The 26,701-nt window shown below is 71.7% G+C and carries 25 protein-coding genes and 1 tRNA gene; 15 read left to right on the top strand and 11 right to left on the bottom strand.

All coding sequences use genetic code 11. The annotated features are described in order from the left end of the window. Positions 1-121 precede the first annotated feature (121 nt). Positions 122-547, bottom strand: coding sequence for a nucleoside deaminase (locus tag O7617_RS08725; RefSeq protein WP_282262723.1), 426 nt, complete (start codon positions 545-547; stop codon positions 122-124). After that, the gene (locus O7617_RS08720) at positions 544-1,395 is read right to left on the bottom strand and encodes an LLM class flavin-dependent oxidoreductase (RefSeq protein WP_282262722.1); all 852 of its coding nucleotides are present in this window, start codon (positions 1,393-1,395) and stop codon (positions 544-546) included. Before O7617_RS08720 ends, O7617_RS08725 begins: the two co-directional genes overlap by 4 nt. A 260-nt stretch (positions 1,396-1,655) precedes the next feature. Here O7617_RS08720 and O7617_RS08715 point away from each other — a divergent pair, with 260 nt between their 5' ends. Both O7617_RS08715 and O7617_RS08710 read left to right on the top strand, forming a co-directional pair. Continuing rightward, complete coding sequence (locus tag O7617_RS08715; RefSeq protein ID WP_282262720.1) at positions 1,656-2,741, top strand: Gfo/Idh/MocA family oxidoreductase; 1,086 nt, start codon at positions 1,656-1,658, stop codon at positions 2,739-2,741. Between the two features lie 108 nt (positions 2,742-2,849). Next, positions 2,850-3,872 carry a hypothetical protein gene (locus O7617_RS08710; RefSeq protein WP_282262719.1) on the top strand — a complete coding sequence of 341 codons (1,023 nt, stop codon included), beginning with the start codon at positions 2,850-2,852 and terminating at the stop codon, positions 3,870-3,872. A 65-nt stretch (positions 3,873-3,937) separates the two neighbouring features. On the opposite strand, the gene O7617_RS08705 is transcribed toward O7617_RS08710, so the two are convergent. Both O7617_RS08705 and O7617_RS08700 read right to left on the bottom strand, forming a co-directional pair. Continuing rightward, a complete protein-coding gene (locus O7617_RS08705; RefSeq protein ID WP_282262717.1) occupies positions 3,938-4,783 on the bottom strand; it encodes a hypothetical protein in 846 nt (281 codons plus the stop codon). 173 nt (positions 4,784-4,956) lie between these two features. Then, the gene (locus tag O7617_RS08700; protein ID WP_282262715.1) at positions 4,957-5,613 is read right to left on the bottom strand and encodes a 4'-phosphopantetheinyl transferase superfamily protein; all 657 of its coding nucleotides are present in this window, start codon (positions 5,611-5,613) and stop codon (positions 4,957-4,959) included. A 204-nt stretch (positions 5,614-5,817) separates the two neighbouring features. Between O7617_RS08700 and O7617_RS08695 the strand changes: the two genes are divergently transcribed. Beyond that, the gene (locus O7617_RS08695) at positions 5,818-6,087 is read left to right on the top strand and encodes a hypothetical protein (protein WP_282262713.1); all 270 of its coding nucleotides are present in this window, start codon (positions 5,818-5,820) and stop codon (positions 6,085-6,087) included. Between the two features lie 48 nt (positions 6,088-6,135). Here O7617_RS08695 and O7617_RS08690 read toward each other — a convergent pair whose 3' ends face one another. Next, positions 6,136-6,918, bottom strand: coding sequence for a peptidase (locus O7617_RS08690; protein WP_282262711.1), 783 nt, complete (start codon positions 6,916-6,918; stop codon positions 6,136-6,138). Continuing rightward, positions 6,918-8,201: a VWA domain-containing protein gene (locus tag O7617_RS08685; protein WP_282262708.1), complete on the bottom strand. Its 1,284-nt coding sequence runs from the start codon at positions 8,199-8,201 to the stop codon at positions 6,918-6,920. The genes O7617_RS08690 and O7617_RS08685 overlap by 1 nt, the downstream gene beginning before the upstream one ends. A 365-nt stretch (positions 8,202-8,566) precedes the next feature. On the opposite strand from O7617_RS08685, the gene O7617_RS08680 reads away from it, so the two are divergent. After that, on the top strand, positions 8,567-9,622 hold the full coding sequence (locus tag O7617_RS08680) for an IS110 family transposase (protein ID WP_282257763.1): 1,056 nt from the start codon (positions 8,567-8,569) through the stop codon (positions 9,620-9,622). A gap of 288 nt (positions 9,623-9,910) precedes the next feature. Here the strand turns inward: O7617_RS08680 and O7617_RS08675 are convergent, their stop codons facing one another. Further along, a complete protein-coding gene (locus tag O7617_RS08675) occupies positions 9,911-11,578 on the bottom strand; it encodes a phospholipid carrier-dependent glycosyltransferase (protein WP_282264680.1) in 1,668 nt (555 codons plus the stop codon). A gap of 132 nt (positions 11,579-11,710) precedes the next feature. Between O7617_RS08675 and rsmI the strand changes: the two genes are divergently transcribed. Further along, positions 11,711-12,559 carry a 16S rRNA (cytidine(1402)-2'-O)-methyltransferase gene (gene rsmI, locus O7617_RS08670; RefSeq protein ID WP_282262707.1) on the top strand — a complete coding sequence of 283 codons (849 nt, stop codon included), beginning with the start codon at positions 11,711-11,713 and terminating at the stop codon, positions 12,557-12,559. An 18-nt stretch (positions 12,560-12,577) separates the two neighbouring features. Here rsmI and O7617_RS08665 read toward each other — a convergent pair whose 3' ends face one another. Continuing rightward, positions 12,578-13,726, bottom strand: a complete 1,149-nt coding sequence (locus O7617_RS08665; protein ID WP_282262705.1) for a hypothetical protein — start codon at positions 13,724-13,726, stop codon at positions 12,578-12,580. Positions 13,727-13,884: 158 nt separating this feature from the next. On the opposite strand from O7617_RS08665, the gene metG reads away from it, so the two are divergent. Beyond that, positions 13,885-15,687, top strand: coding sequence for a methionine--tRNA ligase (metG, locus tag O7617_RS08660; protein WP_282262703.1), 1,803 nt, complete (start codon positions 13,885-13,887; stop codon positions 15,685-15,687). Between the two features lie 43 nt (positions 15,688-15,730). On the opposite strand, the gene O7617_RS08655 is transcribed toward metG, so the two are convergent. Beyond that, on the bottom strand, positions 15,731-16,978 hold the full coding sequence (locus O7617_RS08655; protein WP_282262701.1) for a hypothetical protein: 1,248 nt from the start codon (positions 16,976-16,978) through the stop codon (positions 15,731-15,733). Positions 16,979-17,121: 143 nt separating this feature from the next. On the opposite strand from O7617_RS08655, the gene O7617_RS08650 reads away from it, so the two are divergent. The 7 genes from O7617_RS08650 (at position 17,122) to O7617_RS08620 (ending at position 23,662) form a co-directional block, all read left to right on the top strand. Then, positions 17,122-18,009, top strand: coding sequence for a TatD family hydrolase (locus O7617_RS08650; protein WP_282262699.1), 888 nt, complete (start codon positions 17,122-17,124; stop codon positions 18,007-18,009). Between the two features lie 46 nt (positions 18,010-18,055). Beyond that, positions 18,056-18,925 carry a 16S rRNA (adenine(1518)-N(6)/adenine(1519)-N(6))-dimethyltransferase RsmA gene (rsmA, locus tag O7617_RS08645; protein WP_282262697.1) on the top strand — a complete coding sequence of 290 codons (870 nt, stop codon included), beginning with the start codon at positions 18,056-18,058 and terminating at the stop codon, positions 18,923-18,925. A 32-nt stretch (positions 18,926-18,957) separates the two neighbouring features. Then, positions 18,958-19,542 carry a Uma2 family endonuclease gene (locus O7617_RS08640; protein WP_282262696.1) on the top strand — a complete coding sequence of 195 codons (585 nt, stop codon included), beginning with the start codon at positions 18,958-18,960 and terminating at the stop codon, positions 19,540-19,542. Continuing rightward, entirely contained in the window at positions 19,539-20,486 is a 948-nt protein-coding gene (locus tag O7617_RS08635; protein WP_282262695.1) for a 4-(cytidine 5'-diphospho)-2-C-methyl-D-erythritol kinase, read from the top strand. The genes O7617_RS08640 and O7617_RS08635 overlap by 4 nt, the downstream gene beginning before the upstream one ends. 120 nt (positions 20,487-20,606) lie before the next feature. Then, the gene (locus O7617_RS08630) at positions 20,607-22,421 is read left to right on the top strand and encodes an ABC-F family ATP-binding cassette domain-containing protein (RefSeq protein ID WP_282262694.1); all 1,815 of its coding nucleotides are present in this window, start codon (positions 20,607-20,609) and stop codon (positions 22,419-22,421) included. Positions 22,422-22,522: 101 nt separating this feature from the next. Beyond that, a complete protein-coding gene (locus tag O7617_RS08625) occupies positions 22,523-22,978 on the top strand; it encodes a DUF4383 domain-containing protein (RefSeq protein WP_282262692.1) in 456 nt (151 codons plus the stop codon). Between the two features lie 207 nt (positions 22,979-23,185). Continuing rightward, complete coding sequence (locus O7617_RS08620) at positions 23,186-23,662, top strand: DUF4383 domain-containing protein (RefSeq protein WP_282262690.1); 477 nt, start codon at positions 23,186-23,188, stop codon at positions 23,660-23,662. Between the two features lie 28 nt (positions 23,663-23,690). On the opposite strand, the gene O7617_RS08615 is transcribed toward O7617_RS08620, so the two are convergent. Next, positions 23,691-24,392, bottom strand: a complete 702-nt coding sequence (locus tag O7617_RS08615) for a TetR/AcrR family transcriptional regulator (protein ID WP_282262688.1) — start codon at positions 24,390-24,392, stop codon at positions 23,691-23,693. A gap of 224 nt (positions 24,393-24,616) precedes the next feature. Next, on the bottom strand, positions 24,617-25,582 hold the full coding sequence (locus tag O7617_RS08610) for an acyl-CoA desaturase (protein WP_282262687.1): 966 nt from the start codon (positions 25,580-25,582) through the stop codon (positions 24,617-24,619). 123 nt (positions 25,583-25,705) lie between these two features. On the opposite strand from O7617_RS08610, the gene O7617_RS08605 reads away from it, so the two are divergent. Beyond that, the gene (locus O7617_RS08605; protein ID WP_282262685.1) at positions 25,706-26,557 is read left to right on the top strand and encodes a helix-turn-helix domain-containing protein; all 852 of its coding nucleotides are present in this window, start codon (positions 25,706-25,708) and stop codon (positions 26,555-26,557) included. A gap of 49 nt (positions 26,558-26,606) precedes the next feature. Further along, positions 26,607-26,678 (top strand) — tRNA-Gln (locus O7617_RS08600). The last annotated feature ends 23 nt before the right edge of the window (positions 26,679-26,701 follow it).

Here is a 26,701-nt window from a genome sequence, read left to right as displayed (position 1 = left end):
AGACGAGACAGCCCCGGGCAGGTGCCCGGTGATTGCTGTCGGTCAATTACCGCACGGCAGGGACGTGTTCGACTGACCGGAGCGACAGATCGTACAAAGTGGAGCCTGCTGCCTCGATCGGTCAGTAGTGGTCGTCAATCGGGCGGCGGGCCTCGTCGAAGAGTGCCGGCCCCTCGTAGCGCACCGGGGGCAGGGCAGGGGTGGCCGGCTTGACCTCATCGAACTGCTCCGAGGACAGGGCGTAGACCACCCGGCCGAGGCCGGAGCGGTCGATGGCGGTCGCGCACATCGGGCAGGGCTGGCAACTGGTGTACATGGTGGTGTCGGCGGCCACGTCCGGGGCGAGTTCCCGGGCGGCCCACCGGGCCAGCTTCAGTTCCGGGTGGGCGGTGATGTCCGAGTCGGAGACCACCGTGTTGTGGTCCTCGATCAGGACGGTTCCGTCCGCGGCGGCGAGCAGCGAGCCGAACGGCCGTTCGCCGGATGCGCCGGCCTCGCCGGCGATCTGCACGGCACGGCGGAGAAGTCGTTCGTCGTCGGGCGTCATCGGTCCTCCTGGCTCTTGGCGTACGCGGCCACGGCCGCGAGGGTTCGCCAGGCGCGTTCGGGCTGGCGGATCTCGGTCAGGTCTCCGTTGAACGGGTCGAGCACCACCGTCTCCGCGCCGAGCAGCCGGATCCGGTCGAGGTCGGCGGTGATCTGCTCGATGGTGCCGACACCGGCGAGCCGGCCCGGGTCGGTGACCGGCGTGCGGGTTTCCTGGAGGGCGATGCGCGGCACCAACGCGGGCCTGGGGAGGCCCAGGTCGGCGGCGACGGCGTCGAGGCGTCCGGCTGCGTCGGTGAGTTGGGTGGGCGTGAGGCGCAGTGGGTGCCAGGCGTCTCCGAGTCGTACGGCTCGACGAATGCCGGCGTCGCTGTTGCCGCCGACCCAGAGGGGGATGGGTTCGGTGTCGTAGTCGTCGCTGTCGCGCCAGGCGTCGCGCATGGCTTGTAGGTGTTCGTCGGTGAGGGCGCCTCGCCGGTGGTACGGGACTCCGAGCGCCTCGAACTCCTGCCGGGCCCAACCGACGCCGACGCCGAGGACGAGCCGACCCCCGCTGAGACGGTTGAGGTTGGCCGCCATCCGGGCGGTGAGCAGCGGATGCCGGTAGGGGACGATGAGCACTGTGGTGCCGAGCCGGACCCGTCGGGTCACCCCGGCCAGCCAGGACAGCGTGGTGAACGGTTCGTAGAACGGCGCAGGATACTGCTCGGCCACGTCCGGGGTCACCACGATGTGGTCGGAGACCATCAGCAGGTCGAAGCCGAGACCCTCGACCGTCTGGGCCCACTGTCGCAGCACGTCGGGATCCGTGCCAGGGGCGAAGTTCGGTACGTTCACGCCGATCTGCACGGCATCGAGGCTAGTCAGTGTGGATCAACTTGGGAACGGGCCCGGCCGCCGCCGGCCACCGAACCCGGTGGAGGGTCAGGCGGATCGCTCGGTCGTGACCGGGATCAGGCCGAGCCGCAGCGGCGCGACGGTCGGGAACGGTTGGTGCTAGCCGAAGAACGTGCGCAGAGTCGCCCCGGTGGGCAACCGGCCACCACGGTAGCGAGAGGCGTAGCCCTCGGAGCGGCTAGCATCCGGATCTCGACGTGAGGAGTGCACACATGGATTCCGCCACCCAGACCCGGTTCGGCATCGTCGGCAGTGGCTGGCGGGGTGAGTTCTTCCTCCGTCTGGCGCGGCTCCTGCCGGAGCGGCTGCGGGTGACCGGGGTGGTAACGCGCACCGAGTCGCGTGGTGCCGCGGTCACCGCCGCGTGGGACGTACCGACCTTCCGCACGACTGCCGAACTGCTCGCCCACGAGCGGCCGGACTTCGTCATCGTGTCGGTGCCCTGGTCCGCGACCCCGGACGTGACCCGGGAGTTGGTCGTGGCCCGCGTACCGGTGCTCGCCGAGACGCCGCCCGCGCCGGACCTGACCGGGCTGCGCGCGCTCTGGGCCGACGTCGGCGGCAGTGACCTGGTGCAGGTCGCCGAGCAGTACCTGCTGATGCCCGGGCATGCGGCCCGGCTGGCGCTGGTCCGTGCCGGGGTGCTCGGTGAACCGACCTCCGTGCAGATCTCCTCGACGCACCTCTACCACGCGGTCTCGCTGATCCGTGGTCTGCTCGGTGTCGGTTTCGACGCCGCCGAGGTGAGCGCCCGCGCCTTCGTCGCGCCGCTCGCCGACCCCCTGTCGCCGTCCGGCTGGAGCGGTGACGACACCCCGCGGCAGCTTTCCACCACCCTGGCGACGATCGATTTCGGTGGGCGGATGGGTCTCTACGACTTCACCGACAACCAGTGGTGGAATCCGCTGCGGGGACGGCGGCTGGTGGTGCGGGGGTCGCTCGGCGAGTTGGTGGACGACCGGGTCGTCCGCCTGCTCGATCCGACCACACCGGTGGAGTCGTCGCTGGTCCGACGTCAGACCGGTCTCGACCTCAACCTGGAAGGGCTCGACCTGAAGCACATCAGCTTCGACGGCGACGTGGTCTACCGAAACCCGTTCGTCGGCAGTGGAATGTCCGACGACGACATCGCGGTCGCCGACATCGTCGTTCGCGCCGGTGCATGGGCGAGGGAGGAGGGCCCCGCGCCGTATCCGCTCGCCGAAGCCTGCCAGGACCATCTGATCAGCCTGGCCATCGGGGAATCCGTCCGCACCGGCCAGGCGGTCACCACCACCGCCGAGACCTGGGCGAGGTAGCTCCGCTTCTGTCCCTTCCCCGACATGCCGCAACCGCGAGGTCCACTCGCGGGTGATTCCCGTATCGACCGACGCCCGGGAGCGCCCGGGCCGACACGGGGAGTAAGGATGATTCGAAGGACTCGGCGCAGGATGCTCGCCGGCACCGCCGCCACCGCTCTGCTGGCCACCTCTCTCGGCGTCGCCGTCTCCGCGACGGCGAGCGCCGCGCCCGGCGGCGTGGCAGTGCGTACCTGCACGATCAGCACGCTGCCGTACCCGGCCGACACCTACCGGGCCGACGCGTACGTCATCGACCCGACGGGTCGTTACGTCGCCGGCACGGCCCTGCGGGTCGGTGAGACCGACAACCAGTACCTGCTGCTGTTCTGGGACGGGCAGCAGGTCACCGAGGTCGAGGTGCCGGGGATGGCCGAGCCGGTCGACGTCAACGCCGACGGCGTCGTGATCGGCAACGGTTCAGGGCTGGGAACCGGCAGCGGGCAGCCGTGGATCTACCGCGACGGCAAGCTCGAGCAGTTGCCGGTGCCGCCGTCCACCGGCACCTACGTCACCGCCATCAACGACGCGGGCGACATCGTCGGCTACGGCTTGGACATCGTGCCCGGGGAGTTCGTCGCGCTGCGCTGGCCGGCCGCTCGTCCGGGCACTGTCGAGGTGCTGAAGGCCCCGGCCAATGCCCAGGCGAGTGGGATCACGGACAACGGAACCATCGTCGGTAGCGCGGGACCCTTCGGAGACTGGAACAGTTGGGTCCGCCGGCCGAACGGCCGGATCGACGCGCTCACGGCCCCGGGCGCCGATTGGAGCATGGCCAGCGCGGCGGCGGGCCGCTGGGCGATCGGGGCGGTGTGGCTGGGCGGCACCAGCTCGACCAAAGTACGGTGGGACCTCCGCAACGGGTCGTACACGAAGCTCGACCCGGAGATGCCGGCGCTGACGGACGTCAACGTCAAGGGCGTCGTGGTGGGCGGTGACCGCGTTGGCCGGGGCGCCACCTCCCGGGTCCTCCCGGGCGGCGGCGAAGGGGTGGGCGTCGGTGCCCGGTCCATCTCCGACACCGGCACCATCGTCGGGTTCCGCAACGTCCACGCCGACCGGGTGACTCCGGTGCGCTGGACGGGCTGCTGACCCACCGGGTCTCGCAACAGCGTGGGGCCGGCCCGTCCGGGTCGGCCCCACGCCGCGTCAGCGGATCACGGCTTCCAGGAGCCCGCGGTCTCGAACATGGGCTGGTACTCCAGCACTCCCGAGGTGTCGTGTACGTCGAACACGACGCTGCCGGTGCGCCTGGTGCCGGCGGGCAGCTCCTCGGCGGACGGCATCGGCTTGCCGCAGCCGGAGAAGGCCCCGGCGATCGCGTTGGCCTCGCTGCCGTCGGCGGCGACCCAGTTGAAGAAGAGAGGATTCGCCGAGGCGGTGCCCTTGGTGACGGTGAGCGTCACGTCGGCGATCACGTACATCCCCTCGTCGGGCTTGAGGCCGTAGGCCGTGCAGGGCTTGGTGGCGGTGCTGAACCTCGTCACGGTGATCTCGATGGTGCCCTCGTCGCCGTCGACGACGAGGGTGTCGCCGGGCGACATGTTGCGGGTGTCGCCGCTCGGCAGCGCAGACGAGGGGGCCTCGGCGGGCGGCTGGATCGCGCGCCGGGTCACCCCGGGGGTGGGGCCCGCCTCGGTCACCCTGGGCGCGACCCGGTTGGCGCCGATGACGACGGCCACGATGCCGCCGGCGCAGACGAGCAGGGTGAGTACGGCGGCGGTGACCGCGACGACCACGACGGTCTTCTTGGACCCCTGCGCCGGCACCGTTGGGGGTGCGGCGAGCGGATAGCCGGGCCCGCCCGCCACCGGGTACGCGGCACCCGAGAACGGCGGCTGCGACGCGCTCCCCGCCGCCGACCACGGACTGGGCGGCGGTGTCTGCGGACCCGCCGGGTCACCGGCCGGCTGCGGCGGTGTCGTCGGGGACGGCTGCGTCGGCGGCTCCTGGTTCGGCTGTTGGGGGTCCTGCGGCCCGGCGGAGGGCTGGGGGTGGGTCACCGTACTCCTTGACGCCTCGGTACGTGTGGTTCGGGGAACCCGCCGACGCTACCGTGCGTGGCGAATTGCCCGATCGCCGCGCCGGAGCCCGTCCCACGGCCGGTGTCGCGTTCCTCCGGACAACCTGGACGGCCGTCAGCCGATCGTTTTCGGCCACTGTGGCCGCTGCCGGATCAGCGCCGCGGCAGGACGGCGGCGGTGCGAACGAGCCCGTCGGCGACGACGAACCGGCCGGTGACGGTGGCCGGCGGATCCTCGACCGACGCCTCGTCGAGGCGGGCCGGTGCGATGCGGGCGGTGAAGGTGCCCGCGTCCGGGTCGATGTCGAGGTGGGCGTCGAAGAAGCCCAACCACGTCCCGACGACCGGATACCAGACCTTGTAGACGGTCTCCTTGGCGCTGAACACGACGACTGGCCAGGAGGTGTCGCCGGGCAGCCCCGCGCAGAGGGCTTCCTCCTCGGGCAGCAGCACCATTCGGCGTACACCCGGATTGATCTCGTGGTGTTGCTCGGCGTCCATGCCGACGGACCGGACGTCGGTGGTGTGCGCCGCCGCGGCGGCGCAGTAGCCGGTGGTGTGGGTGATGGTGCCGACCACCCCGGCGGGCCAGACGGGCGAGCGGTCGGGGGCGGCCGGCACGGCCGTCGGCGGCAGGCCCAGATCGGTCATGGCCCGGCGGGCGCATGACCGGCCGGCGGCGAAGTCCCGCCGACGGGTCTCCACCGCCCGTTCGCCGAGGCATGCCTGCTCGGCGGGGAGCAGCGCGCCGAGCCAGTCGTCCGATCCGGCGACCGCCACGGCGACTGTCGCGGGAAAAATGTCACGCACGGTGTCGGCCTACTGATCGGTAGTGCTGGACCATGCGGTCAAGCGTCAACTTTCCGACTCCCATGACCGGAGAAGCTACCGCAAAGATGTAACACCGGAGGGACGTGTAGCGCCCTCTCTGATGGCTCCGGGGGGACCACCATCAACAACTGGCCGGGCACGGCAGCCGCCCAGTCCCGTGGACATCTGGAAGAAGGACGTGCGATGACCGATGGTGCCGAACGGCCGGGGGTGCAGGTGGACGATCACGCCCCGAAAACCCCCTGCTGGAGCTGCGGCTCCTGCGGTGACGAGTGGCCCTGCGCGACGAAGCGCAGCCGCCTGCTGGCGGAGTACGGGGGAGACCGGGCGATGCTCAGCGTCTACCTGGGCTCGTGCCTCGCCGCCGCCACGGAGGACCTGCGGACCGCCCCGGTCATGTCGCTCCAGGACCGGTTCATCGGCTGGTTGCCACGCGGTTCCCGGCGCGCCTGACCGCTGGTGGCCCCGCCGAGGCGGGGCCACCAGCGGCCCGAGCTGCTTTCAGCGACGCCGGGGCCGCCTGGTCATCGCGAAACCGACCACGCCGGCCACCGCGGCGAGCACGCCGCCGACGCCGGTCCAGACCCAGCGCGACCCGAGGTCCGGCAACCAGTCGGTGAGCGGGTCGCTGTCGTCGTCGGCCTCCGGATCCGCCACGGGTACGGCGTTGAGCACCGTGCCCGCCTTGGTGTTCGGCACCAGCGGTGCGGCCAACTCACCGTCGTCGGCCGACGTGCCCCGGTCGGCCACCGTGCCGACCAGCAGGTCCACGTCGACAGGTGCGCCCAGGTCCGGCTCGGGCAGGTCGATCACGGAGAGCCGGATGACGTACGTGCCGGGCAGCGGGTCGGCCGACCAGGGCTCCGCCCACGCCCGCACCTCGCGCAACGTGCAGCCCAGCGTCACGTTCGACGCCTTCGCGTCGACCGTCGGGGTCTGCGCCCCGGCGGTGCACGCCTGGCGGCGGCGCAGCCCGTCGAAGACGTCGACCGTCCAGGTGGAGGCGCCGCTGCGTCCCTTCGGGAAGGTGACGGTCGCGGTGATCTCGTGCACCTGACCGGCCTTCGCCGAGAACGCCCAGTAGAGGTGGTCACCGATCGAGGCGTCCACCCGTACCGGTTGGCCGGCGGAGATCGGGGTGGCGGTGAGGAACGACGTGCCGGCCCGGTTCACCGGCGTGGCTCCCGGCGAGGGGCTCGGAGCGGCGACGGCGGCGACCGGGAGCAGGGCGGCCCCACCGACGGCGAAGAGCGCCGCCAGCGACCGGAACAGTGCGCTGCGCATCAGTTCTCCCTCCAGGTGGCGACCCACCAACGGGTGAGCAGTCCGGCGAGCAGGCCGGTGATCAGCCCGGCGACGGTGAGCAGGGCGAGCAGCACCCAACCCCGGCCGAGGTCCGGCCCGTCCGGAGCGGGCGCGGCGGCGACCACGTCGACTGTCAACTCCACCGGCATGCCGGGGGTGGCCGCGGTGCCGGGGCGCGGGGCGAACGAGTTGCTCACCACCAGGCAGACGGTGGTGGGTTCGACGACCGGCGCGGAACTCTCCGCGGTCTCGGTGGCGTCCTCGTCGTCGGCGGTGGCCGACCAGCGCAACCCGGCGGAGAGCACGTCGGCGCGTCCGCTGCCGGCGTCCGCGCCCCGGACCAGTTCCCGTCCGTCCGCCGCGGTGGCCCGCAGCAGCACCCCGTAGTCCCGGTTCACGGGTCGGTCCAGCGCGATGCTCACCGAGGCCCGCAGCTCCTGCCCGGGGCGTACCGGCACCCGGTAATAGCGGTGCTCGGAGAACGCCTCCCGGTCGGCGTAGACACCGGGGGCGAGCAGCGGTGCCGAGTCGCAGGCGGTCGCGCCGCCGACGACGGTCGGGGCGCGGGTGTGCGTGTCACCGGCCCGCTCGACGAGCTGCTTGATCCGACCGGTCAGCTCCTCGGCGCTCTGCGCGGCGGTGTAGGTGCCTCCGGTCGCGCCGGCGATGCAGAGCAGTTGCCGGCGGACCTTCTCGTCGGGGGCCAGGCCGAGGGTGTCGACGACCAGGCTGGTGCCCTGGGCGGCCAACTCGCGGGCCACCTCGCACGGGTCGGGCGGAGCGCAGGTGTCCTCGCCGTCGGTGATCAGCACGATCCGACGGGTGGTGGCTCCGGTGCCCAGGTCCTGTGCGGCGGAGCGCAGTGCGAGGCCGACGGGTGTGAACCCGGTCGGCCGTAGCGTCGCCACCGCCGCCTTGGCCGCGCTCCGGTCCACCGGGCCGACCGGCACGATCTGCTGGGTGTCCTGGCAGCCGACCTTCTTGTCCTTGCCCCGGTAGGTCGCGCCGAGCACCCGGATGCCGAGCTGGGTCTCCTCCGGCAGCGCGTCCACCACCTCGTTGAAGGCCTGCTGGGCCACCGAGATCCGGCTGCGCCCGTCGATGTCGGCGGCGCGCATCGAGCCACTGACGTCGAGTACCAGTTCGACCCGGGGTGGTTCGGGTGCCGGCTCCTCGTCGGCCCGCGCCGGGGTGGGCCCGGCCAGCGCGGTGGTCGCCAGCAGTCCGAGAAGGACGGCCGTCGATCGTCTGAAGTTGATCACGGCCCGCAGTGTAGTGAGATCCACTTTGGATGATCGTTCGGGTGGCGAAGATCGAGATCCGATGGGTCGTCAGCCTGGTCGCGTCCAGGCCGTCGCGCTCGACCGCCGGCCGGATCGGCGACAACCCCTGACAGTGAGGATGTAGGAGCGGATCACCCGGCTGGTCTGACTCAGCCTCTGACTGACGTTGGCGTCTTCTAGCGGATTCGTCGGCCTGTCCGGGTGACCCGTTCCTGCACTCACCTGCGGGGCGTTCGTGACCTGATAGGAGCCTGTGCAAGAGGTCCCATCACTGTCCTGTCCGCCCGTCCCGGCGGTGCGTGCCGACCCTGTTCGGTGCAAGCGAGAGGGACGACGGTTTCAGCATGGCAGCCAGGAAGCGTCAGGTCACAGGCGGAGTCGATACCCACGGCAAGACTCATCACGCGGCGGCGGTTGATCAGGCCGGCCGGATTCTGGGTGATCAGGAGTTCCCGGCTACCACCGCCGGCTACCAGCTCCTGCTGGCCTGGCTGCGGGGGTTCGGTGCGGTGGTGAAGGTAGGCGTGGAAGGCACCGGCACCTACGGCGCCGGACTTGCCCGCTTCCTCACCGCTCGTGGCATCGCCCTGGTCGAGGTCGACCGCCCCGATCGGCGGGCCCGCCGCGCCAAAGGTAAGTCCGACCCCTTGGACGCGCTCGCCGCTGCCCGCGCGGCCCTGTCCGGGCAGGCCAACGGCACACCCAAGACCCGCACCGGCCCCGTCGAAGCCATCCGCGCCCTGCGGGTCGCCCGACGCGGAGCGGTCAAGGCCCGCACCGCTGCCCTCAACCAGCTGCACGGGCTGATCGCCTCCGCGCCCGACACGCTGCGCCAAGAACTCAACGGTCCGGCAACGACACTCGTCAACCGATGCGCCGCACTGCCCGTCAACGAGACCCGGCTCACCGACCCTGTGGAAGCCACCAAGGCGGCCCTGGCCGTGATCGCCACCCGGATCCAGACCCTGACCACCGAGATCAACCAGGCCGATCGCCGGCTACGACCCGTCGTCGCCCGCACCGCCCCACACCTGAGCGCCGTCTATGGCGTCGGCCCCGACGTCGCCGGACAGCTCCTGACCACCGCCGGCGACAACCCCGACCGGCTGCGTTCCGACGCCGCCCTGGCCCACCTCTGCGGAGCCGCACCCATCCCCGCCAGCAGCGGACGCACCGATCGGCACCGCCTCAACCGCGGCGGCGATAGAGCCGCCAACTCAGCCCTGCACACCATCGCCCTGGTCCGCATGCGCTACGACCCCCGCACCCGCGCCTACGTCGACAAACGCACCAAACAAGGACTCAACAAAAAAGAGATCATGCGCTGCCTCAAGCGCTACATCGTCCGCGAGGTCCACACCGCCCTCCTCGCCGACTTCACCGCCCTCAACACCCCTTGACTTCTATAGGAGCATCCGGGCGCCTCCGCGCTCTGGGTCCACGCCAGGTCACCCTCGGTCAACTGGAGAATGGCGGTTGTCGGTCCGGCCGCCATCCGTCGGAAATCTGACCCAAGTCGACCCGTTGTGCCGGTGGTGCGCGGTGGTTAAGCTCTTCATGCGCGCCCCAATCGCCCGCTTCCCCCGTGGCAGGCGATCGGGGCGCGCGTCTTTGTTCAATAAGGGCCCGCACGCCGAAGCGTGCGGGCCCTTATTCGTCGCGCTGTGCGGCGCGTCGCCTGTCGGTGCTTATATCCACCGACCGTCGAGCCACATCCGGGACAGCCAGTCCGAGTACGGGATCACCTTGCCGACGAAGATCGGATAGAAGTACGCGAAGCAGAGCCCCACCAGCAACACGTACGCCCCGGCGGCGATGCTGCCCACCAGTCGACGTTCGTAACTCGGGTCGCCGGGCACCAAAGGCGCCACCTCACCCACGTCACCCCCGGCGGGAGCGATCAGCGCGCCCAACACGTACACCACGGCCAGCACGAGGAACGGCACCGCCGGGGCGGCGTAGAAGGAGAACATCGTCCGGCCGTCGAGGGCGAGCCAGAACCACGGCAGCAGCCCGGCCGCCACGGTCAGCAGGATCGCCCCGGCCCGCCAGTCCCGACGGGCCAGGCCGAGCCAGGCCAGCGCCACCAGGGCGGGCAGGAACGACCACCAGAGCAGCGGGGTGCCGAGCAGCAGGATCTCAGAGGCACAGGTCGGCGCGCCGCACGCGCCGTCACTGGCGTAGTGGAACGCCACCGGGCGACCGAGCAGCAGCCACTGCCACGGCCAGGACTGGTACTTGTGCGCGTCGTCGAGTTGGGCGTGGAACCCGTACGCCGCGCGGTGGTACTCGTAGAGGTTGATCAGCGGGCCGATCACCGGGCGGTCGCTCAACTTGTCGGTCGCGTACTGCGTCGACGACGCCAGCCGGTAGTAGCCGTCGTCGGTGACCAGCCAGCCCGTCCAGGTGGCCAGGTAGGCGCCGACCATGAGCACACCGGCGAGCACCACCCAGGGCAGCTCGTCGAGCACGGTGTCCCGCCAGGGCCGGCGGACCCCCGCCGAACGGCGGACGCCGACCTCCCAGAGGAGCACCAGCAGCGCGAAGGCCGGGACGAAGTACAGAGCGCTCCACTTCACCGCGCAGGCGCAGCCGAGCAGCACCCCGGCGGCCAGTCGCCACCACGGCCAGGTGCGCCAACCGGTCGGCGGTCGGCCGGCCCGGCCCGGCCGGCTCGGGTCGAGCCCGTCGTCAAGGGCCCGCGCCCAGCGGCGACGGCGCGCGTCCCGGTCGAGCACCAGCGCCCCGAACGCCGCCAGCACGAAGAAGAGCAGGAAGATGTCGAGCAGCGCCGCGCGGGACAGCACCATATGGAAGCCGTCCAGGGCGAGCAGCAGGCCCGCCGCACAGCCGAGCACCGTCGAGTGGAACATCCGCCGACCGATGCGCACCAGCAGCAGCACCGACAGGGTGCCGATCACGGCCGCCGAGAACCGCCAGCCGAACTCCGGCGCGGTGGTGATCAGGTGGCCCGGGACGGAGACCTTCGACTCGGCGTCCTGGTAGCCGAAGGCCCACTCGCCGAGGCCGATCAACCACTTGCCCAGCGGCGGGTGCACCACGTACGACGGGACGTTGTCCTTGTAGTTCCACTCGACGGCCCGGCTGATCAACCCGTAGGCGTCCTTGGCGTAGTACGTCTCGTCGAAGATCTTGCCCTTCGGGCTGGACAGCCCGACGAAGCGCAGGATCGCCGCGATGGCCACCACCACCGCCGTGGCCAGCCAGGAGAACCGGTCCAGTTTGGTGTCGACGGTGGCGAACCTCCGCCGGACCACGGCGGACACGCCGCCGCCGTCGGCACCCGGTGCCGTCGGCTCCTGGCTGGGGCTGGGATCGCCGGTCACCTCGACCATCTTGGCCGGCTCGGCGCTCGGGCTCTGCGCTGTCGACGCACTCGTCACCCGGCGATCGTAGGCTGCCAACGTGTCCGGTGGCGCCCGTCGTCCCTGATACCGGTATTCGCTGTCGATGAAGGAGACGAATCCGTGGGTGAAATGTCCGAAGCTGGGCGCCTGGTCCTGCTCGGTGCCCCGCTCGGCAACGCCGCCGACGCCTCGGCCCGCTTCCGCGAGGTCCTGAGCAGCGCCGACGTGGTCGCGGCGGAGGACACCCGCCGGCTCACCCGGCTGGCCCGCGACCTCGACGTCACCGTCGGCGGTCGCATCGTCTCGTACTTCGAGGGCAACGAGGAGCGGCGCACCCCGGAGCTGGTCGAGGTCATCCTCGGCGGGTACGTGGTGGCCCTGGTCACCGACGGGGGGATGCCGAGCGTCTCCGACCCCGGTTACCGGCTGGTCCGCGCCGCGTTGGACGCCGGGGCGCCGGTCACCGTCGCCCCCGGGCCGAGCGCGGTCACCACCGCGCTGGCGGTCTCCGGTCTGCCCTGCGACCGGTTCTGCTTCGAGGGCTTCCTGCCCCGCACCCCCGGTGCCCGCCGGTCCCGGCTGCGCGCGCTCGCCGCCGAGGAACGCACCCTCGTCTTCTTCGAGGCCCCGCACCGGATCGGTGCGGCTCTCGCCGATCTCGCCGACGCGTTCGGCGCGGACCGACCGGCCGCGCTCTGCCGCGAACTCACCAAGACCTACGAGGAGGTGCTCCGCCGTCCGCTCGGCGAGCTGGCCCGGTGGGCCGCCGAGGGAGACCCGCGCGGAGAGATCACAGTGGTGGTGGCCGGAGCGCCGGTCACCGCCCCGGAACGCCCGGACGACGACACCCTGCGCGCGGCGGTCGCCGAGCGGGAGGCCGCCGGCCGGTCCCGCCGGGACGCCATCACCGAAGTCGCCACCGAGTACGCGCTGCGCCGCCGGGACGTCTACACGATCGTGCACAGCTGACCCTCGGCGGCCACCCGCTCACCAGGCGGCGGCCAGGAAACCGACTGTGATGATCACGGGGCCGGCGACGGCGGCGGCCACCGCCCAGCGGCGGTGCCGACGGCCGGGCAGCCGGGCCGACCCGGTCCACCTGACGATGCCGGCGGTGCAGCCCAGCACCACCAGCAGGCCGGGCAGCCAGCGCAGGTGCCGACCCAAGCCGGTGTCGGCGTACGCGGTCGTCGCGTCCGGGCCGGTCATTCGCGCCGACAGCGCCGTACCGGTCGCCTTCGCGGCGTCGGACACCCCGCTCACCCGTATCCCGTGCGCGATGAACCGCCCGTCCTGCGCCGTGAACGTGCCCCGGCACCGCTGGGTGAGCCCGTCGCCGGTGCAGCCGTCGATCACCACGGTGCCCGCTCGGGCGTGCCCCACCGCCAGCCAGAACGGACCGGCGCTGACCCAGGCGAAGAAGGCCGCGGCCAGGCTCAGCGCCACCAGCGTGGCGAGGCCGGGCAGCGGGTCGGGCGGCGGGGCGGCCCGGCCGGGTGTCCGGCGTCGCGACGGGCGGGAGTCCCGGTCCCGGTCCGGTTCCGGTTCCGCGCGGACCGGGGTGCCGTCCCAGTGCACCTCCTCGATCGGCGCCCAGGAGGCGACGTCGTCGTCCGGTGCGTCGCTCTCCACCCGTCGGCCCCGATGCCGGCGGCCCTGCTGCCGGACGGGCACGCGACGCGGCACCGCGTCCACCGGAGCCCCGGTGGTCGGCTCCACCTCGACGGCCTCGCTGGCGGCGGCCGCCGAGTCGACTGTCGGGCCCGGCGGGCCGGGTCGGGCCGGGCTCGGTGCTGGTGCCGCCGGCGTCGGCCGGGCCGGGGTGGGTGTCGGCGCGGTCGGCGCGGGCCGGGCGGGAGTGGCGGCGTGTCCGGACGACGCGGTCCGCTGCGGTGTCTCCGGCCGGTCGGCCCCGGTCCGGTCGGTGGGTTTCGGCCGGGGGATGGGACTGGGCCGTGCCGTGGAACCCGGATCGCTGCCGGGCCGTGCCGTGGAACCCGGATCGGTGCCGGGCACCAACCGGGGCTGCGGTGCTACCCCGGCACTCCGGGGCGGTGCCGAATCGGGGACGGGGTCGTCGACCGCCGGCCCGGTGCTACGGTCCTCGTGCTCCCGTGCCGCTCGTCTGCCAGTCACGATGTTCATTGCACACCGGTCCGGGGGCCGGAACCGGCAGCTCGGCCGCGTGTCGGCGACAAATCGGACCATTGGTCGAGGTGGTCGGCCCGGTCCGCTGGCGCGGCACCCCCCATTGGTTCGCGGGCGCCCCGGACGGGTCACTAGGCTTGCTGCTCATGAGTCACGTTCTCGCGGCAGTGGCCTGGCCGTACGCCAACGGCCCCCGCCACATCGGCCACGTCTCCGGTTTCGGCGTTCCCTCCGACGTCTTCGCCCGGTACATGCGGATGGCCGGCCACGACGTGCTCATGGTCTCCGGCACCGACGAGCACGGCACCCCCATCCAGGTGCAGGCCGACGCCGACGGGGTCACCCCGCGCGAGCTGGCCGACCGGTACAACAGGGTGATCGTCGAGGACCTGCACGGCCTGGGCCTCTCCTACGACCTGTTCACCCGCACCACCACCCGCAACCACTACGCGGTGGTGCAGGAGTTGTTCGAGGGGATGTACCGCAACGGCTACATCGTGCCGAAGACCACGATGGGGGCCATCTCCCCGTCCACCGGGCGCACCCTGCCCGACCGTTACATCGAGGGCACCTGCCCGATCTGCGGGTACGACAGCGCCCGGGGCGACCAGTGCGACAACTGCGGCAACCAGCTCGACCCGATCGACCTGATCAACCCGAAGTCGCGGATCAACGGCGAGGCCCCGAAGTTCGTCGAGACCGAGCACTTCTTCCTCGACCTGCCCGCCCTGGCCGACGTGCTGCGGCAGTGGCTGGACACCCGCGAGGGGTGGCGGCCGAACGTGCTGCGGTTCTCCCGCAACCTGCTCGACGACCTCCAGCCCCGGGCGATCACCAGGGACCTGGAGTGGGGTGTGCCCATCCCGCTGGACGGCTGGCGGGACCGGTCGGACAAGCGGATCTACGTCTGGTTCGACGCGGTGATCGGCTACCTGTCCGCCTCGATCGAGTGGGCCCGCCGCTCCGGCGACCCCGAGGCGTGGCGGAAGTGGTGGTCGACCGACGACGCCGGCAAGGACGCCCGGTCCTACTACTTCATGGGCAAGGACAACATCGTCTTCCACTCGGTGATCTGGCCGGCGCTGCTCTCCGGCTACTCCGGTGCGGGCTCCCGCGACGGTGAGCCGGGCGAGCTGGGTCGGCTCAACCTGCCCACCGAGGTCGTCTCCAGTGAGTACCTGACCATGGAGGGGCGCAAGTTCTCCTCGTCCCGCAAGGTGGTCATCTACGTCCGGGACTTCCTGGAGCGATACGACGCGGACGCGTTGCGCTACTTCATCGCCGCCGCCGGCCCGGAGAGCAACGACACCGACTTCACCTGGGCCGAGTTCCTCCGCCGCAACAACGACGAGTTGGTCGCCGGCTGGGGCAACCTGGTCAACCGGTGCGTCTCCATGGCGGCGAAGAACTTCGGCGCGATCCCGCCGGTCGACCCGGCCGGGCTCACCGAGGCCGACGAGGCGCTGCTCGCGGTGGCCCGGGCCGGGTTCGCCACGGTCGGTGACCTGATCGGCCGGCACCGGCAGAAGCAGGCCATCGGTGAGGCCATGAAGGTGGTCGCCGAGGCCAACAAGTACCTCTCCGAGCAGGCACCGTGGAAGCTCAAGGGCGAGGCGGACAAGCCCCGGATGGGCACCATCCTGCACGTCGCCCTCCAGGTGATCAGCGACGCCAACACGCTGCTCACCCCGTTCCTGCCGCATTCCGCGCAGCAGGTGTACGAGCTGCTCGGCGGCACCGGTGTGCACGCACCCATGCCCGTCATCGAGCAGGTCGACGACCTGGACGGCGGGCCGGCGTACCCGGTGCTCACCGGTGACTACACGGTCGGCGCGCGCTGGGAGTCGGTGCCGATCGAGGTGGGCCGGCCGCTGGCGGCGCCGAAGCCGGTGTTCCGCAAGCTCGCCCCGTCGATCGTCGACGAGGAGCTGGCCCGGCTGGCCGGATGACAGTGTGACGCGCGGCGGCAGCCGGTTCTGCCGCCGCGCGGCGTCACATCGCGTACCGGGTGTCCATCACCTGGTCGTCGGTCACCTCGGTGCCCAGCGCCCACGCCTCGTAGACGCCCCGTTCGTGGCACTGCGCGCCGGTCGTCACCACCGCCTCCGGGTTCGGGAAGCGCAGGCGTACCCGCAACCACCCGGCCTCCTCCCGCAGCACCAGGCAGGGCACGCCCCGCCACTGGGCGAACCGGACCCGGCGGGCCACCGCGTCCACCGGGTAACGGGCCGCCCGGGTCATCGCCAGCACCCGGAACCCGCCGGGCAGGTCGGCCACCGCCTCGTACTCGTTGTCGCCGTAGAGACCCACCAGCTGGGTGGAGCGCGGCGCGTCCCCGTTCGGCACGTACTCCTGGTCCGGCGAGAGACCCGGCACACCGGCCAGCAGGTGCCGCCACTGCGGGCCCACCATCCGCAGCCATCCGCGCTGCTCGGCCTGGTAGGTGTAGAGCACCACCTCCACCCCCTCCGCCGGGTACGCGATCAGGGCGGCGTTCGCCGGCATCGGCAGATCGGCGAAGTCGCGGGTGATGAACTCCGGGATGAGCTGACCGTTGCTCGGCACGAAGCCCGTGCCCAGCACCGGCGCACCGAGCCGGTCCCGGGACGCCAGCGCGGTCAGACCGCGGTGCGCCTCGCCCACCGGCACGTCGTAGTCGCCCGGGTCGGACGCCCGCCACCGCAGCGCGTACGCCACCTCCGGCCCGTCCCGGCCGACGTCACCGTCGGTGCGCAGCACCGTCGTCGTCGCGGGCGTACGCAGGTGCGCCACGTCGTACTCGCGGTAGCAGAAGCCGTGCGGCAGCCAGCCCCGCACGTAGCCGGCGAGCTGCTGAGCGGAGAGCACCTTCACCATCCGGGTGCCCCGCCGGACCACCGCCGACGCCCGCGCCGCCGCCAGCACCGGGTCACCCGCGGCGGCCGGCTGCTGGCTGAGCTGGTGCAGGTACGCCCAACCCCGCTCGCGGTGCGCGGGCATCATCAGCGGGTGCTCCGGCTCGTCGGCCGGCTCGCCGGCCCCGTGCACCGCGGTCACCTCGCTGACGTGCACGAACCGACGCCACGGCAGCGCGCTGCCGGGTCGGGGCGCCCACTCGAAGCCGGCCACCTCGTCGGCGCTGAACAGCTCGTACGCGGCGCCCCGGGCGATCTCCTCGGCCGGGTACACGCCGCCGCCGAACGCCACGTGCAGCCCGGTACGTTCGCCGGCGGCCCCGCCGGTCTGGGGGGTGAGGCTCATGCCGCCGTCTCCCTCTCCCTCGACGAGATGCCCTGCCGACCCGGTTCGCTCGCTCCCCGGCGACGGTAGAGTCGCGCGGCGTAGTCGAGGTGAACGTCGGGTGGCGGGCAGATGGACAGGCCCGGTGTGTAAGGCTGTCGCTGATGAGCGAGCCCACTGAATCGCGCCGAGAGCGCGCCGCGCGGCGGGCCGGAGAATTTCCGCCCGCCCCCGAGCCGCTGCCCCGGGCGGTACTGGACAGCCACACCCACCTGGACATCACGGTCAGCGAAGCCGGTGTGCCCGGCGGCGGACCGGCCGACGATCCGGTCGCGGTGGCCATCGAGCTGGCCACCGAGGTCGGGGTGGACCGGCTGGTCCAGGTGGGCGTCGACGTCGCCTCGTCCCGGTGGGGCGCGGACACCGCCGAGCGGTATCCCGCGGTGCTGGCCACCGTCGCCCTGCACCCCAACGAGGCGCCCCGGCTGAGCGACCTCGACGAGGCGCTGCGGCAGATCGAGTCGCTGGCCGCCCGCGAGCGGGTCCGGGGGATCGGCGAGACCGGGATGGACTTCTTCCGGACCGGCGACGAAGGGCGTGCCGCGCAGGAGGAGAGCTTCCGGGCGCACATCGCCATCGCCAAGCGGTACGGCAAGGCGTTGGTCATCCACGACCGGGACGCCCACGCCGACGTGCTGCGGATCCTCGACGACGAGGGCGCTCCGGACCGGGTGGTGCTGCACTGCTTCTCCGGTGACGCCGAGTTCGCCCGCGAGTGCGTCCGCCGTGGTTACCTGCTCAGCTTCGCCGGCACCGTCACCTTCGGCAGCGCCGCCGCGCTGCGTGCGGCCGCCGCGCTCACCCCCGTCGACCAGATCCTGGTGGAGACCGACGCCCCGTACCTCACCCCGACGCCGCACCGAGGGCGACCCAACGCCTCGTACCTGATCCCGCTCACCGTCCGGGCGCTCGCCCAGACCACCGGCACCGACCTGGAGGAGCTGTGCGCGGCGATCTCCGCCACCGGCGACCGGGCCTTCGGCCCGTGGTGAGCCCGGCCCGACGGTCGGCACCGACCCCGTCGCTACGCTTCCCGGCATGACCGGTCTCCTCGGCCCGGCGGAGATCCGGGAACTCGCCGCCCGGCTGGGCGTCGCGCCCACCAAGAAGCTGGGCCAGAACTTCGTGCACGACCCGAACACCGTGCGCCGGATCGTCACCGCCGCCGGTCTGACCCCCGACGACGTGGCACTGGAGGTCGGTCCGGGGCTCGGCTCGTTGACGCTGGGGCTGCTGCCGGTCGCCGCGCACGTGCACGCCGTGGAGATCGACCCGGTGCTGGCCGGGGCGCTGCCGGAGACCGCCGCGCGGCACGCGGCGGCGGACGCCGACCGGCTCACCGTGCACCGCGCCGACGCCCTGCGCGTCGACGCCGCCGCGGTGGCCGACCCACCGCCGACCGCGCTGGTGGCGAACCTGCCCTACAACGTCGCGGTGCCCGTGGTGCTGCACCTGCTCGCCGTGCTGCCCACCCTGCGGCACGGTCTGGTCATGGTGCAGAAGGAGGTCGCCGACCGGCTGGTCGCCGGTCCCGGCTCCAAGGTGTACGGAATCCCGTCGGTCAAACTCGCCTGGTACGCCCACGCCAAGAGCGCCGGACGGGTGCCCCCGAACGTGTTCTGGCCGGTGCCCAACGTCGACTCCGGCCTGGTCGCCTTCACCTGCCACGAACCGCCCCGATCCGACGTACCCCGGGAACGGGTGTTCGCCGTCATCGACGCGGCGTTCGCGCAGCGGCGCAAGACGCTGCGTGCCGCGCTCGCCGGTTGGGCCGGTGGCGCGGACCGGGCCGCCGCCGCGCTCACCGCGGCCGGCGTCGACCCCGGCGCTCGGGGAGAGTCCCTGACCGTCGAGCAGTTCGCCGCCATCGCCGCGTCGGCTCCGGTCGGTACGCGGGCCGCGAAGTAGGCTGACGCCGTGCCCGCCGAGGAGGTGTACGAGTGACTGCGCAGCCGATCGAGCCCACCGCCCACGGGATGTGGACCCCGGATCCTGTCCGGCAGCGGCTGGCCAACCACACCATCGAGGACGTGCTGGCCCTGCCCGACGACGCCCCCCGCGTCGAGCTACGTGACGGAGTCCTCGTCGTGGTCCCTTCCCCGACCTTCGCTCATCAGAACATCGGCAACCTGTTGTGGATGTGGTTGCGGCAGTACGCGCCGGTCGAGCTGACGCCGGCCACCGCCGTCGGGGTGGCGATCGACTACCGAAACTCCCTCGAACCCGACGTCGTCCTGCTGAAGCGTCCGGTGGCGGCCGACCACCACTACTTCGAGGCCGAGCAGGTCGTGCTCGCCGTCGAGGTCGTGTCGCCCGGCACCCGACGCCGGGATCGGTTGGAGAAGCCTGCCGACTACGCGGACGCCGGCGTTCCGCACTACTGGCGGATCGAGCAGAATCCGGTGCACGTGTACGCGTACGACCTGGTCGACGGCCGGTACGAGCTGGCCGCCGACTCCGCCGAGGAGCTGATCGTGGCCAAGCCGTTCGACATCCGCCTGCGCGTGCGGGACATCACCCCGTGACCGAGGCCTGGCGACCGGACGACGACGAGCCACGTGGGGCCATCGGCCCGGTGCGGGTCCGGGTGCCCGCCAAGGTCAATCTGCACCTCGGGGTGGGCCCGCTGCGCCGGGACGGCTACCACGAGCTGAACACGGTCTACCACGCCATCTCGATCTACGACGAGCTGACGGCCCGTCGGGGCGACACGCTCGCCCTGACCATGGAGGGCGAGGGCACCGGCGAGTTGGCCCTGGACGACTCCAACCTGGTGATCCGCGCGGCGCACGCCCTCGCCGGGTACGCGGGCGTGCTGCCGCACGCCCGGCTGCACCTGCGCAAGCAGATCCCGCTCGCCGGCGGGCTGGCCGGTGGTAGCGCCGACGCGGCCGCCGCGCTGGTGGCCTGCGACGCCCTGTGGGGCACCGGGTTGTCCCGCGACGAGCTGGCCGGGATCGCCGCCGACCTCGGCTCCGACGTGCCGTTTTTGATCTACGGTGGCACCGCGCTGGGCACCGGCCGGGGTGAGGCGATCAGCCCGGTGCTGGTCCGCCCGACCACCTGGCACTGGGTGGTGGCGATCGCCGACGGCGGCCTCTCCACCCCGGTCGCCTACCGCGAGCTGGACCGGCTGCGCGACTCCGGTGCCGCCGGTGTCCCGCTGGGCCCCACCGACGAACTGCTGGCCGCCCTGCGCCAGCGCGACCCGCGGGTGCTCGCCCGGACGCTCGGCAACGACCTGCAGGACGCCGCGCTGGCCATGCGCCCGGCGCTGGCCGACACCCTGAAGGTCGGCGAGGAGGCGGGCGCGCTCACCGGTATCGTCTCCGGCTCCGGCCCGACCTGTGTGTTCCTGGCCGCCGACGCGGCCGACGCGGAGCGGATCGCCGCCGAGCTGACCGCCGCGGACGTGTGCCGGGAGGCGCGGGTCGCGCACGGGCCGGTCGCCGGCGCCCGCGTCGGCTGACGGCACGTCCGACCGGTCCCACGGGCGCGCGGCGCGGTCGCCCGGGGTGTCCGCGTACCCTTGGGGCAGGCGTCCAGGTGCCCGCCGGCACCCGGACGCCTTGATCATGAAGGGTGGATCGTGGCGAACATCGTCAATCTGGACCGGGTGTCCAAGGGGTACGGCGCGGCTGGGCGGCTGCTCACGGACGTCTCGCTCGGCCTGGACGACGCCGACCGGATCGGCGTGGTCGGCCTCAACGGCGCCGGCAAGTCCACTCTGCTGCGGCTGCTCACCAAGCAGGAGGGCCCCGACGAGGGCCGGGTGACCCACCGTCGCGACCTGCGCGTGCTGTGGCTGCCGCAGCAGCTCACGCTCGCCGCCGACGCCACCGTCCGGGACGTGGTGCTGGGCACCGCCTGGCTCGACGAGGGCATGGGCGCCGAGCACGAGTGGGCCGGTGACGCCGGGGTGCGGGCCATCCTCGACGGTCTCGGCATGCCGCACCTGGGCCTCGACCAGCCGGTCGGCCCGATGTCCGGTGGCGAACGACGCCGGGTGGCGCTCGCCGCGCTGCTCGTGCGCGACTCCGACCTGCTCATCCTCGACGAGCCCACCAACCACCTCGACGTCGGCGGCGTCGACTGGCTGGCCCGGCACCTGGTCGGTCGCAAGGGCGCCCTGGTGGTGGTCACCCACGACCGGTGGTTCCTCGACGCGGTCTGCACCACCACCTGGGAGGTCGCGGACCAGACCGTCCGCGCCTACGAGGGCGGCTTCGCCGCCTGGACCCTGGCCCGCGCCGAGCGTGAGCGCGTCGCCGCCGCCACCGAGGCCCGCCGGCAGAACCTGCTCCGCAAGGAGATCGCCTGGCTGCGCCGTGGCCCTCCGGCCCGGACGTCCAAGCCCCAGTTCCGGATCGACGCCGCGAACGCGTTGATCGCCGACGTGCCACCGGCGCGGGACACCATGTCCCTGCAACGCATGGCCGTGTCCCGGCTCGGCAAGCAGGTGTACGAGCTGGAGAACGTCGAGCTGCACGCCGGCCCGAAGGAGATCCTGCGCGACGTCACCTGGCTGGTCGGCCCCGGCGACCGGATCGCCATCCTCGGCGCGAACGGCGCCGGCAAGACCACGTTGCTGCGGATGCTCGCCGGCGTCACCCGCCCCGACGGTGGCCGCCTCGGCACCGGCTCCACGGTGCGGCCCGCGTTCCTGTCCCAGGAGCTCGCCGAGCTGCCCGGGCACCTGCGGGTGCTCGAAGCCGTCGAGGAGGTCGCCCGCCGGGTCCAGCTCGGCGACCGCGAGGTCTCCGCGTCCCAGCTCGCCGAGGTGTTCGGCTTCGACGACCGCCGGCTCTGGACGCCGGTCGGCGACCTCTCCGGTGGGGAGCGTCGTCGGTTGCAGATGCTGCGGCTGCTGGCCGGCGAGCCCAACGTCCTGCTGTTCGACGAGCCCACCAACGACCTGGACACCGACACCCTCGCCGCGTTGGAGGACCTGCTCGACTCGTGGCCCGGCACGATCATCGTGGCGAGCCACGACCGCTACCTGATCGAGCGGGTCACCGACACCGCGTACGGGATGTTCGGCGACGGCCGACTGGTGCACCTGCCGGGCGGCGTGGACGAGTACCTGGCGCGGACGGCGGAGCGGGCCGGCGCCACCCGACCGGGCGCCACCCGACCGGGCGCCACCCCGACCGCCGCCGCGCCGACCGCGAGCGGCATGTCCGCCGCCGAGGTCCGCCAGGCCCGCAAGGAACTCACCCGGCTGGAACGGCAGCTCGGCAAACTCGACCAGCGCGAGACCACGTTGCTCGACCAGTTGGCGGCGGACGCCACCGACTACGCCCGGGTCGCCGAGTTGGACGCCCAGCTCAAGGATCTGCGCGCCGAGCGGGAGCGGATCGAGGAGAGCTGGATGACCCTCGCCGAGGACCTGCCGGAGAGCTGAGCGTTCCGGGCGCGCCGGTCCGGGACCGTGTGCGGCGTCACACCGCCACATGCGAGACAATCGTCGGCGACACCTCACCCCACGGCGTTGGAGACACAGACATGGCCCACACCCCCGTCAACCACCCCGCGCGGCCGATCTACCGGGCGATCGGCGGGCTGACCGGTCTGTACCTGGTGGTCTTCGGTGTGCTCGGCATCGTCGAGAGCACCGGCAACGAGATCCTCGCCCAGGACAGCACCCGGGTCCTCGGCCAGGGCACCAACCTCGGCTTCTCGCTGCTCAGCGTGCTGCTCGGGGTCGTCGTGCTGGTCGGCACCGCGCTCGGCCGCAACATCGACGTGGCGATCAACCAGTGGCTGGCGTACACCCTGATGGTGATCGGCCTGGGTGCCCTCGCGTTCATCCGGACCGACGCCAACATCTTCAACTTCAGCATCACCACCGTGATCGTCGTGCTGACGGCCTCCCTGGTGCTGCTCATGGTCGGCATGTACGGCAAGGTCGGCACGGACGAGGAGGCGGAGGCGTTCCAGAAGGCTCGTCTCGTGCTCTGAGGGTTTCTCTGTGGTTGCTGTTGGGGTTTTCGCCGGAGCCCGAGCTGCTCCGGGCGGTCAGGCTTGATCCCTGCGCAGCTCGGGCTCCGGCGAAGACCTGACTCGGTCCAGCCTTCGGCGGACCGCGCGACCCTCGGTGTTTTGCCTGACATGCCCGTTTTCCTGGGCGACAATTCCCCTGAAACGGTCAATCAGGGGGTCAGGGGTATGCCGCACTTTCCGGTGAACCATCCGGCACGGCCGATCTACCGGGTGCTCTCCGGTCTGATCGGCGTCTACATCCTGGTCTTCGGCGTCTGGGGTACCGCGGAGACGATCGGCGAGCCCCTCTTCGGCCGTAACGGCACCTGGGCCCTCGGACTACGGACCAACCTGGCCTTCTCGCTCGCCTCGGTGGTCTTCGGAATCGTCCTGATCATCGGGGCGTCGCGGCGGAGCAACCTCGGCCACTACATGAACCTCACCGCTGGTGTGGTGTTCCTGGTGACCAGCATCGTGATGATGTCCGTGCTGCAGACCGACGCGAACTTCCTCAACTTCTCGATGTCGACAGTGATCGTGTCGATGCTGTTCGGCCTGATCCTGTTCGGCACCGGCCTGTACGACAAGGTCGGCCCGGCCGAGCACGCGGAGGCGGAGCTGGAGCGCCGTAAGCACCCGGTGGCCGACGCGCACCGCCGCTGAGCGGGTCGGCGGCGGTGCGGCACGCCGGTCAGCGTCGGCGGGCCGTGATCAGCGTCGGCTTCGCCTCCAAGTGCGACAGCCCGTTCCAGGCCAGGTTGACGAGGTGCGCCGCCACCGTCTCCTTGCGTGGCTTGCGCACCTCCAGCCACCAGCGCCCGGTCAGCGCCACCATGCCGACCAGCGCCTGCGAGTACAGCTCGGCGAGCTTCGGGTCGTACCCGCGGCTCTTGAACTCGGCGCCCAGGATGTGCTCGACCTGGTGCGCCACGTCGTTCATCACGCTGCTGAAGTTGGCCGTGCCGGACATCAGCGGCGACTCGCGGACCAACACCCGGAAGCCGCTGGTCTCCTCCTCGATGTAGCCCAGCAGGGCCAGCGCCGCCTGCTCCAGCAGCTCCCGCGGGTGCCCGGCCGTCAACGCCGTGGTGATCCGGTCCAGTAGGGCCCGGACCTCCCGGTCGACCACCACCGCGTACAGGCCCTCCTTGCCGCCGAAGTGCTCGTAGACCACCGGCTTGGAGACCTTGGCGCGGGCGGCCACCTCCTCGATCGAGGTGGCGTCGAAGCCGCGTTCGGCGAAGAGTTGCCGGCCGGTCGCGATCAGCTGCTCCCGTCGCTGGGCCGCCGACATGCGGACCCGGGAGGTGGGTTTGGCCTTGGGTGCCGCGGTCGAGGCCGGCGGAGTCACCCGTCGGCCCCCGACACCATCGCCGTCATTGGTCTCGGGCATGTCGCCGCCTCGCTGGCGCTCGGTGACGCCCTGCCGTGGGATGGTGCCTCCGCTGTGCCCGTTCACGTCGTCGCCTCACTGTCGGGCGGTCGGGACCGCCCCGCCGCGCCGTCCGACCGATCCGGACCGACCGTGGCTCCCCGTCCGCCGAGCCGTCCGGTCCCCCCGCGTGGCTCGGTCATCTGGCCATCCTGCCAGGCGGCATCCCGGCGCACCGCCCGGTTTTACCGGGGTGCGACGGGCTTCACCAGCTTCGCGGCGAGGCGTTCCGGCTTCGGCCAGCGCACCTGCGTCGCGGCACCGACCTTCTCGAACAGCCAGATCACCCGGGCGGAGATGTCGATCTGGCCACGCAGGACGCCGTGTCGGGCGCTGGTCGGGTCGGCGTGGTGCAGGTTGTGCCAGCTCTCGCCGAACGACAGGATCGCCAGCGGCCAGAAGTTCGACGCGCGGTCGCCCTGACGCATCGCGAAGGGCCGTTCACCGTAGACGTGGCACACCGAGTTGATCGCCCAGGTCACGTGGTGCAGCAGGCCGATCCGGACCAGCCCGGCCCAGAAGAACGCGGTCAGCGCGCCCTGCCACGACCAGGTCACCAGGCCGCCGATCAGCGCCGGGCCGAGCAGCGAGACGGCCACCAGCGCCGGGAAGAGACGGTCGACCCGGCTGATGTCGCGGTCGGCGATGAGGTCCGGCGCGAAACGCTCGCGGTTGGACAGTTCGCGGCGGAACAGCCAGCCCACGTGTGCGTGGAACAGGCCGCGGGTCAACGCCCAGAAGCTGGTGCCGAACCGCCATGGCGAGTGCGGGTCGCCCTCCAGGTCGGAGAACGCGTGGTGCCGGCGGTGGTCGGCGACCCACTGGATGATCTCGCCCTGGACCGCCAGCGAACCCGCGACCGCGAGCGTCACCCGCAGCCACCGCTTGGCCTTGAACGACCCGTGGGTGAAGTAGCGGTGGAAGCCGACCGTGATGCCGAGCCCGGAGACGACGTACCAGACCATGCCGATGATCACGTCGGTCCAGCCGAGCCAACCACCCCAGGCGACGGGGACGGCGACCAGCAGTGCGACGAAGGGGATCACGACGAAGGCCCAGAGGGCCGCCAGGATGCCGGGGGACTGGCTGCCGTCGGTGAGGGGTTTGGGGCCGGGCGCGGCGGTGTTGGGATCGAGCAGAGCGGTGGACATGGGACCTCGCAGGGGGATGGTGACGAGCACGAAGTTACGCCTACGTCACCGTAACTTACGGAACCGTAGATCGCACGGGAACGTTCGGACAGAGTGTCGTACGTCAGTCCTAAAGTGCTGTTCATGACTGATTCTCTGGCCGCCGAAGTGCGTCGGTTACGCACTGAGGAGCAGTTGTCCGTCCGCCAGATCCAAGCCCGGACCGGCATCGGCAAAGATCGTGCACGTGCGATGCTGCGCGGGGTTCCTCCGCCAGCCTGGACCCGGCGACCGAATGCGAAGGACGAGTTGCGTGATCAGGCTGAGCGCCTGCGGCTCGGTGGCCTGTCGATTCCGGTTATCGCCGAGCGACTGGGGATCAGTCGGTCCACCGCATACCTATGGCTGCGCCACCTTCCACTCGACGCGAACAGTGCGGCGGCTCTGGTTCGGCGCAGAGCGCATTCGAAGGCCATGACCGACGCCCGATGGTCAGCTCATCGGGAGGCGCGGGATGCCGCGCGGCAGGAGACGATCGAGGCAGCTGCGGCCTGGGTGAAGCAGCTGCGCTACCGAGAGCTGATCGCGGTCGGTGCGGCGATCTACTGGGCCGAGGGTGCCAAGGCCAAGCCGTGGCGCCCCAACGACTGTCGAGTCCGGTTCGTCAACAGCGACCCGATGCTCATCGGTCTCTTCCTCCGCTTCGCAGGGGCGATGGGGGTGGACAAGCGGACCCTGCGGTACCGCGTCAGCATTCACGAGTCAGCCGACCCGGCGGCCGCGGCCTGTTGGTGGGCCGAGCAGGTCGGCGTGTCAGTCGACGAGTTCCAGCCCACCGCGCTCAAGCGTCACAACCCGGGCACCAATCGACACAACACCGGGATCGATTACCGGGGCTGCCTCGTGGTCGAGGTGCTCAAGTCGACGCGGCTCTACTGGAAGATCGAAGGGATCATGAAGGGGATGAGTGATGGCGTTGCGGCGGATGAGCGCTAAGGTGTAGCCGCAGGATGTCATCCTGAGGCGACGTGTTCCGACGTCGTGATCGGCCGTGGTGAAATTGGCATCACCCAAGATTTTGGCTCTTGAGTTTCAGGTTCGAACCCTGGCGGCCGAGCAGCTAGTCAACAACCTCTGGGC

Origin of the sequence: Micromonospora sp. WMMD1155, assembly GCF_029581275.1 — a bacterium.
GTDB lineage: Bacteria > Actinomycetota > Actinomycetes > Mycobacteriales > Micromonosporaceae > Micromonospora.
The sequence above is the reverse complement of the archived record's forward strand: the minus strand, read 5'-3'. Positions and strand labels throughout refer to the sequence as shown.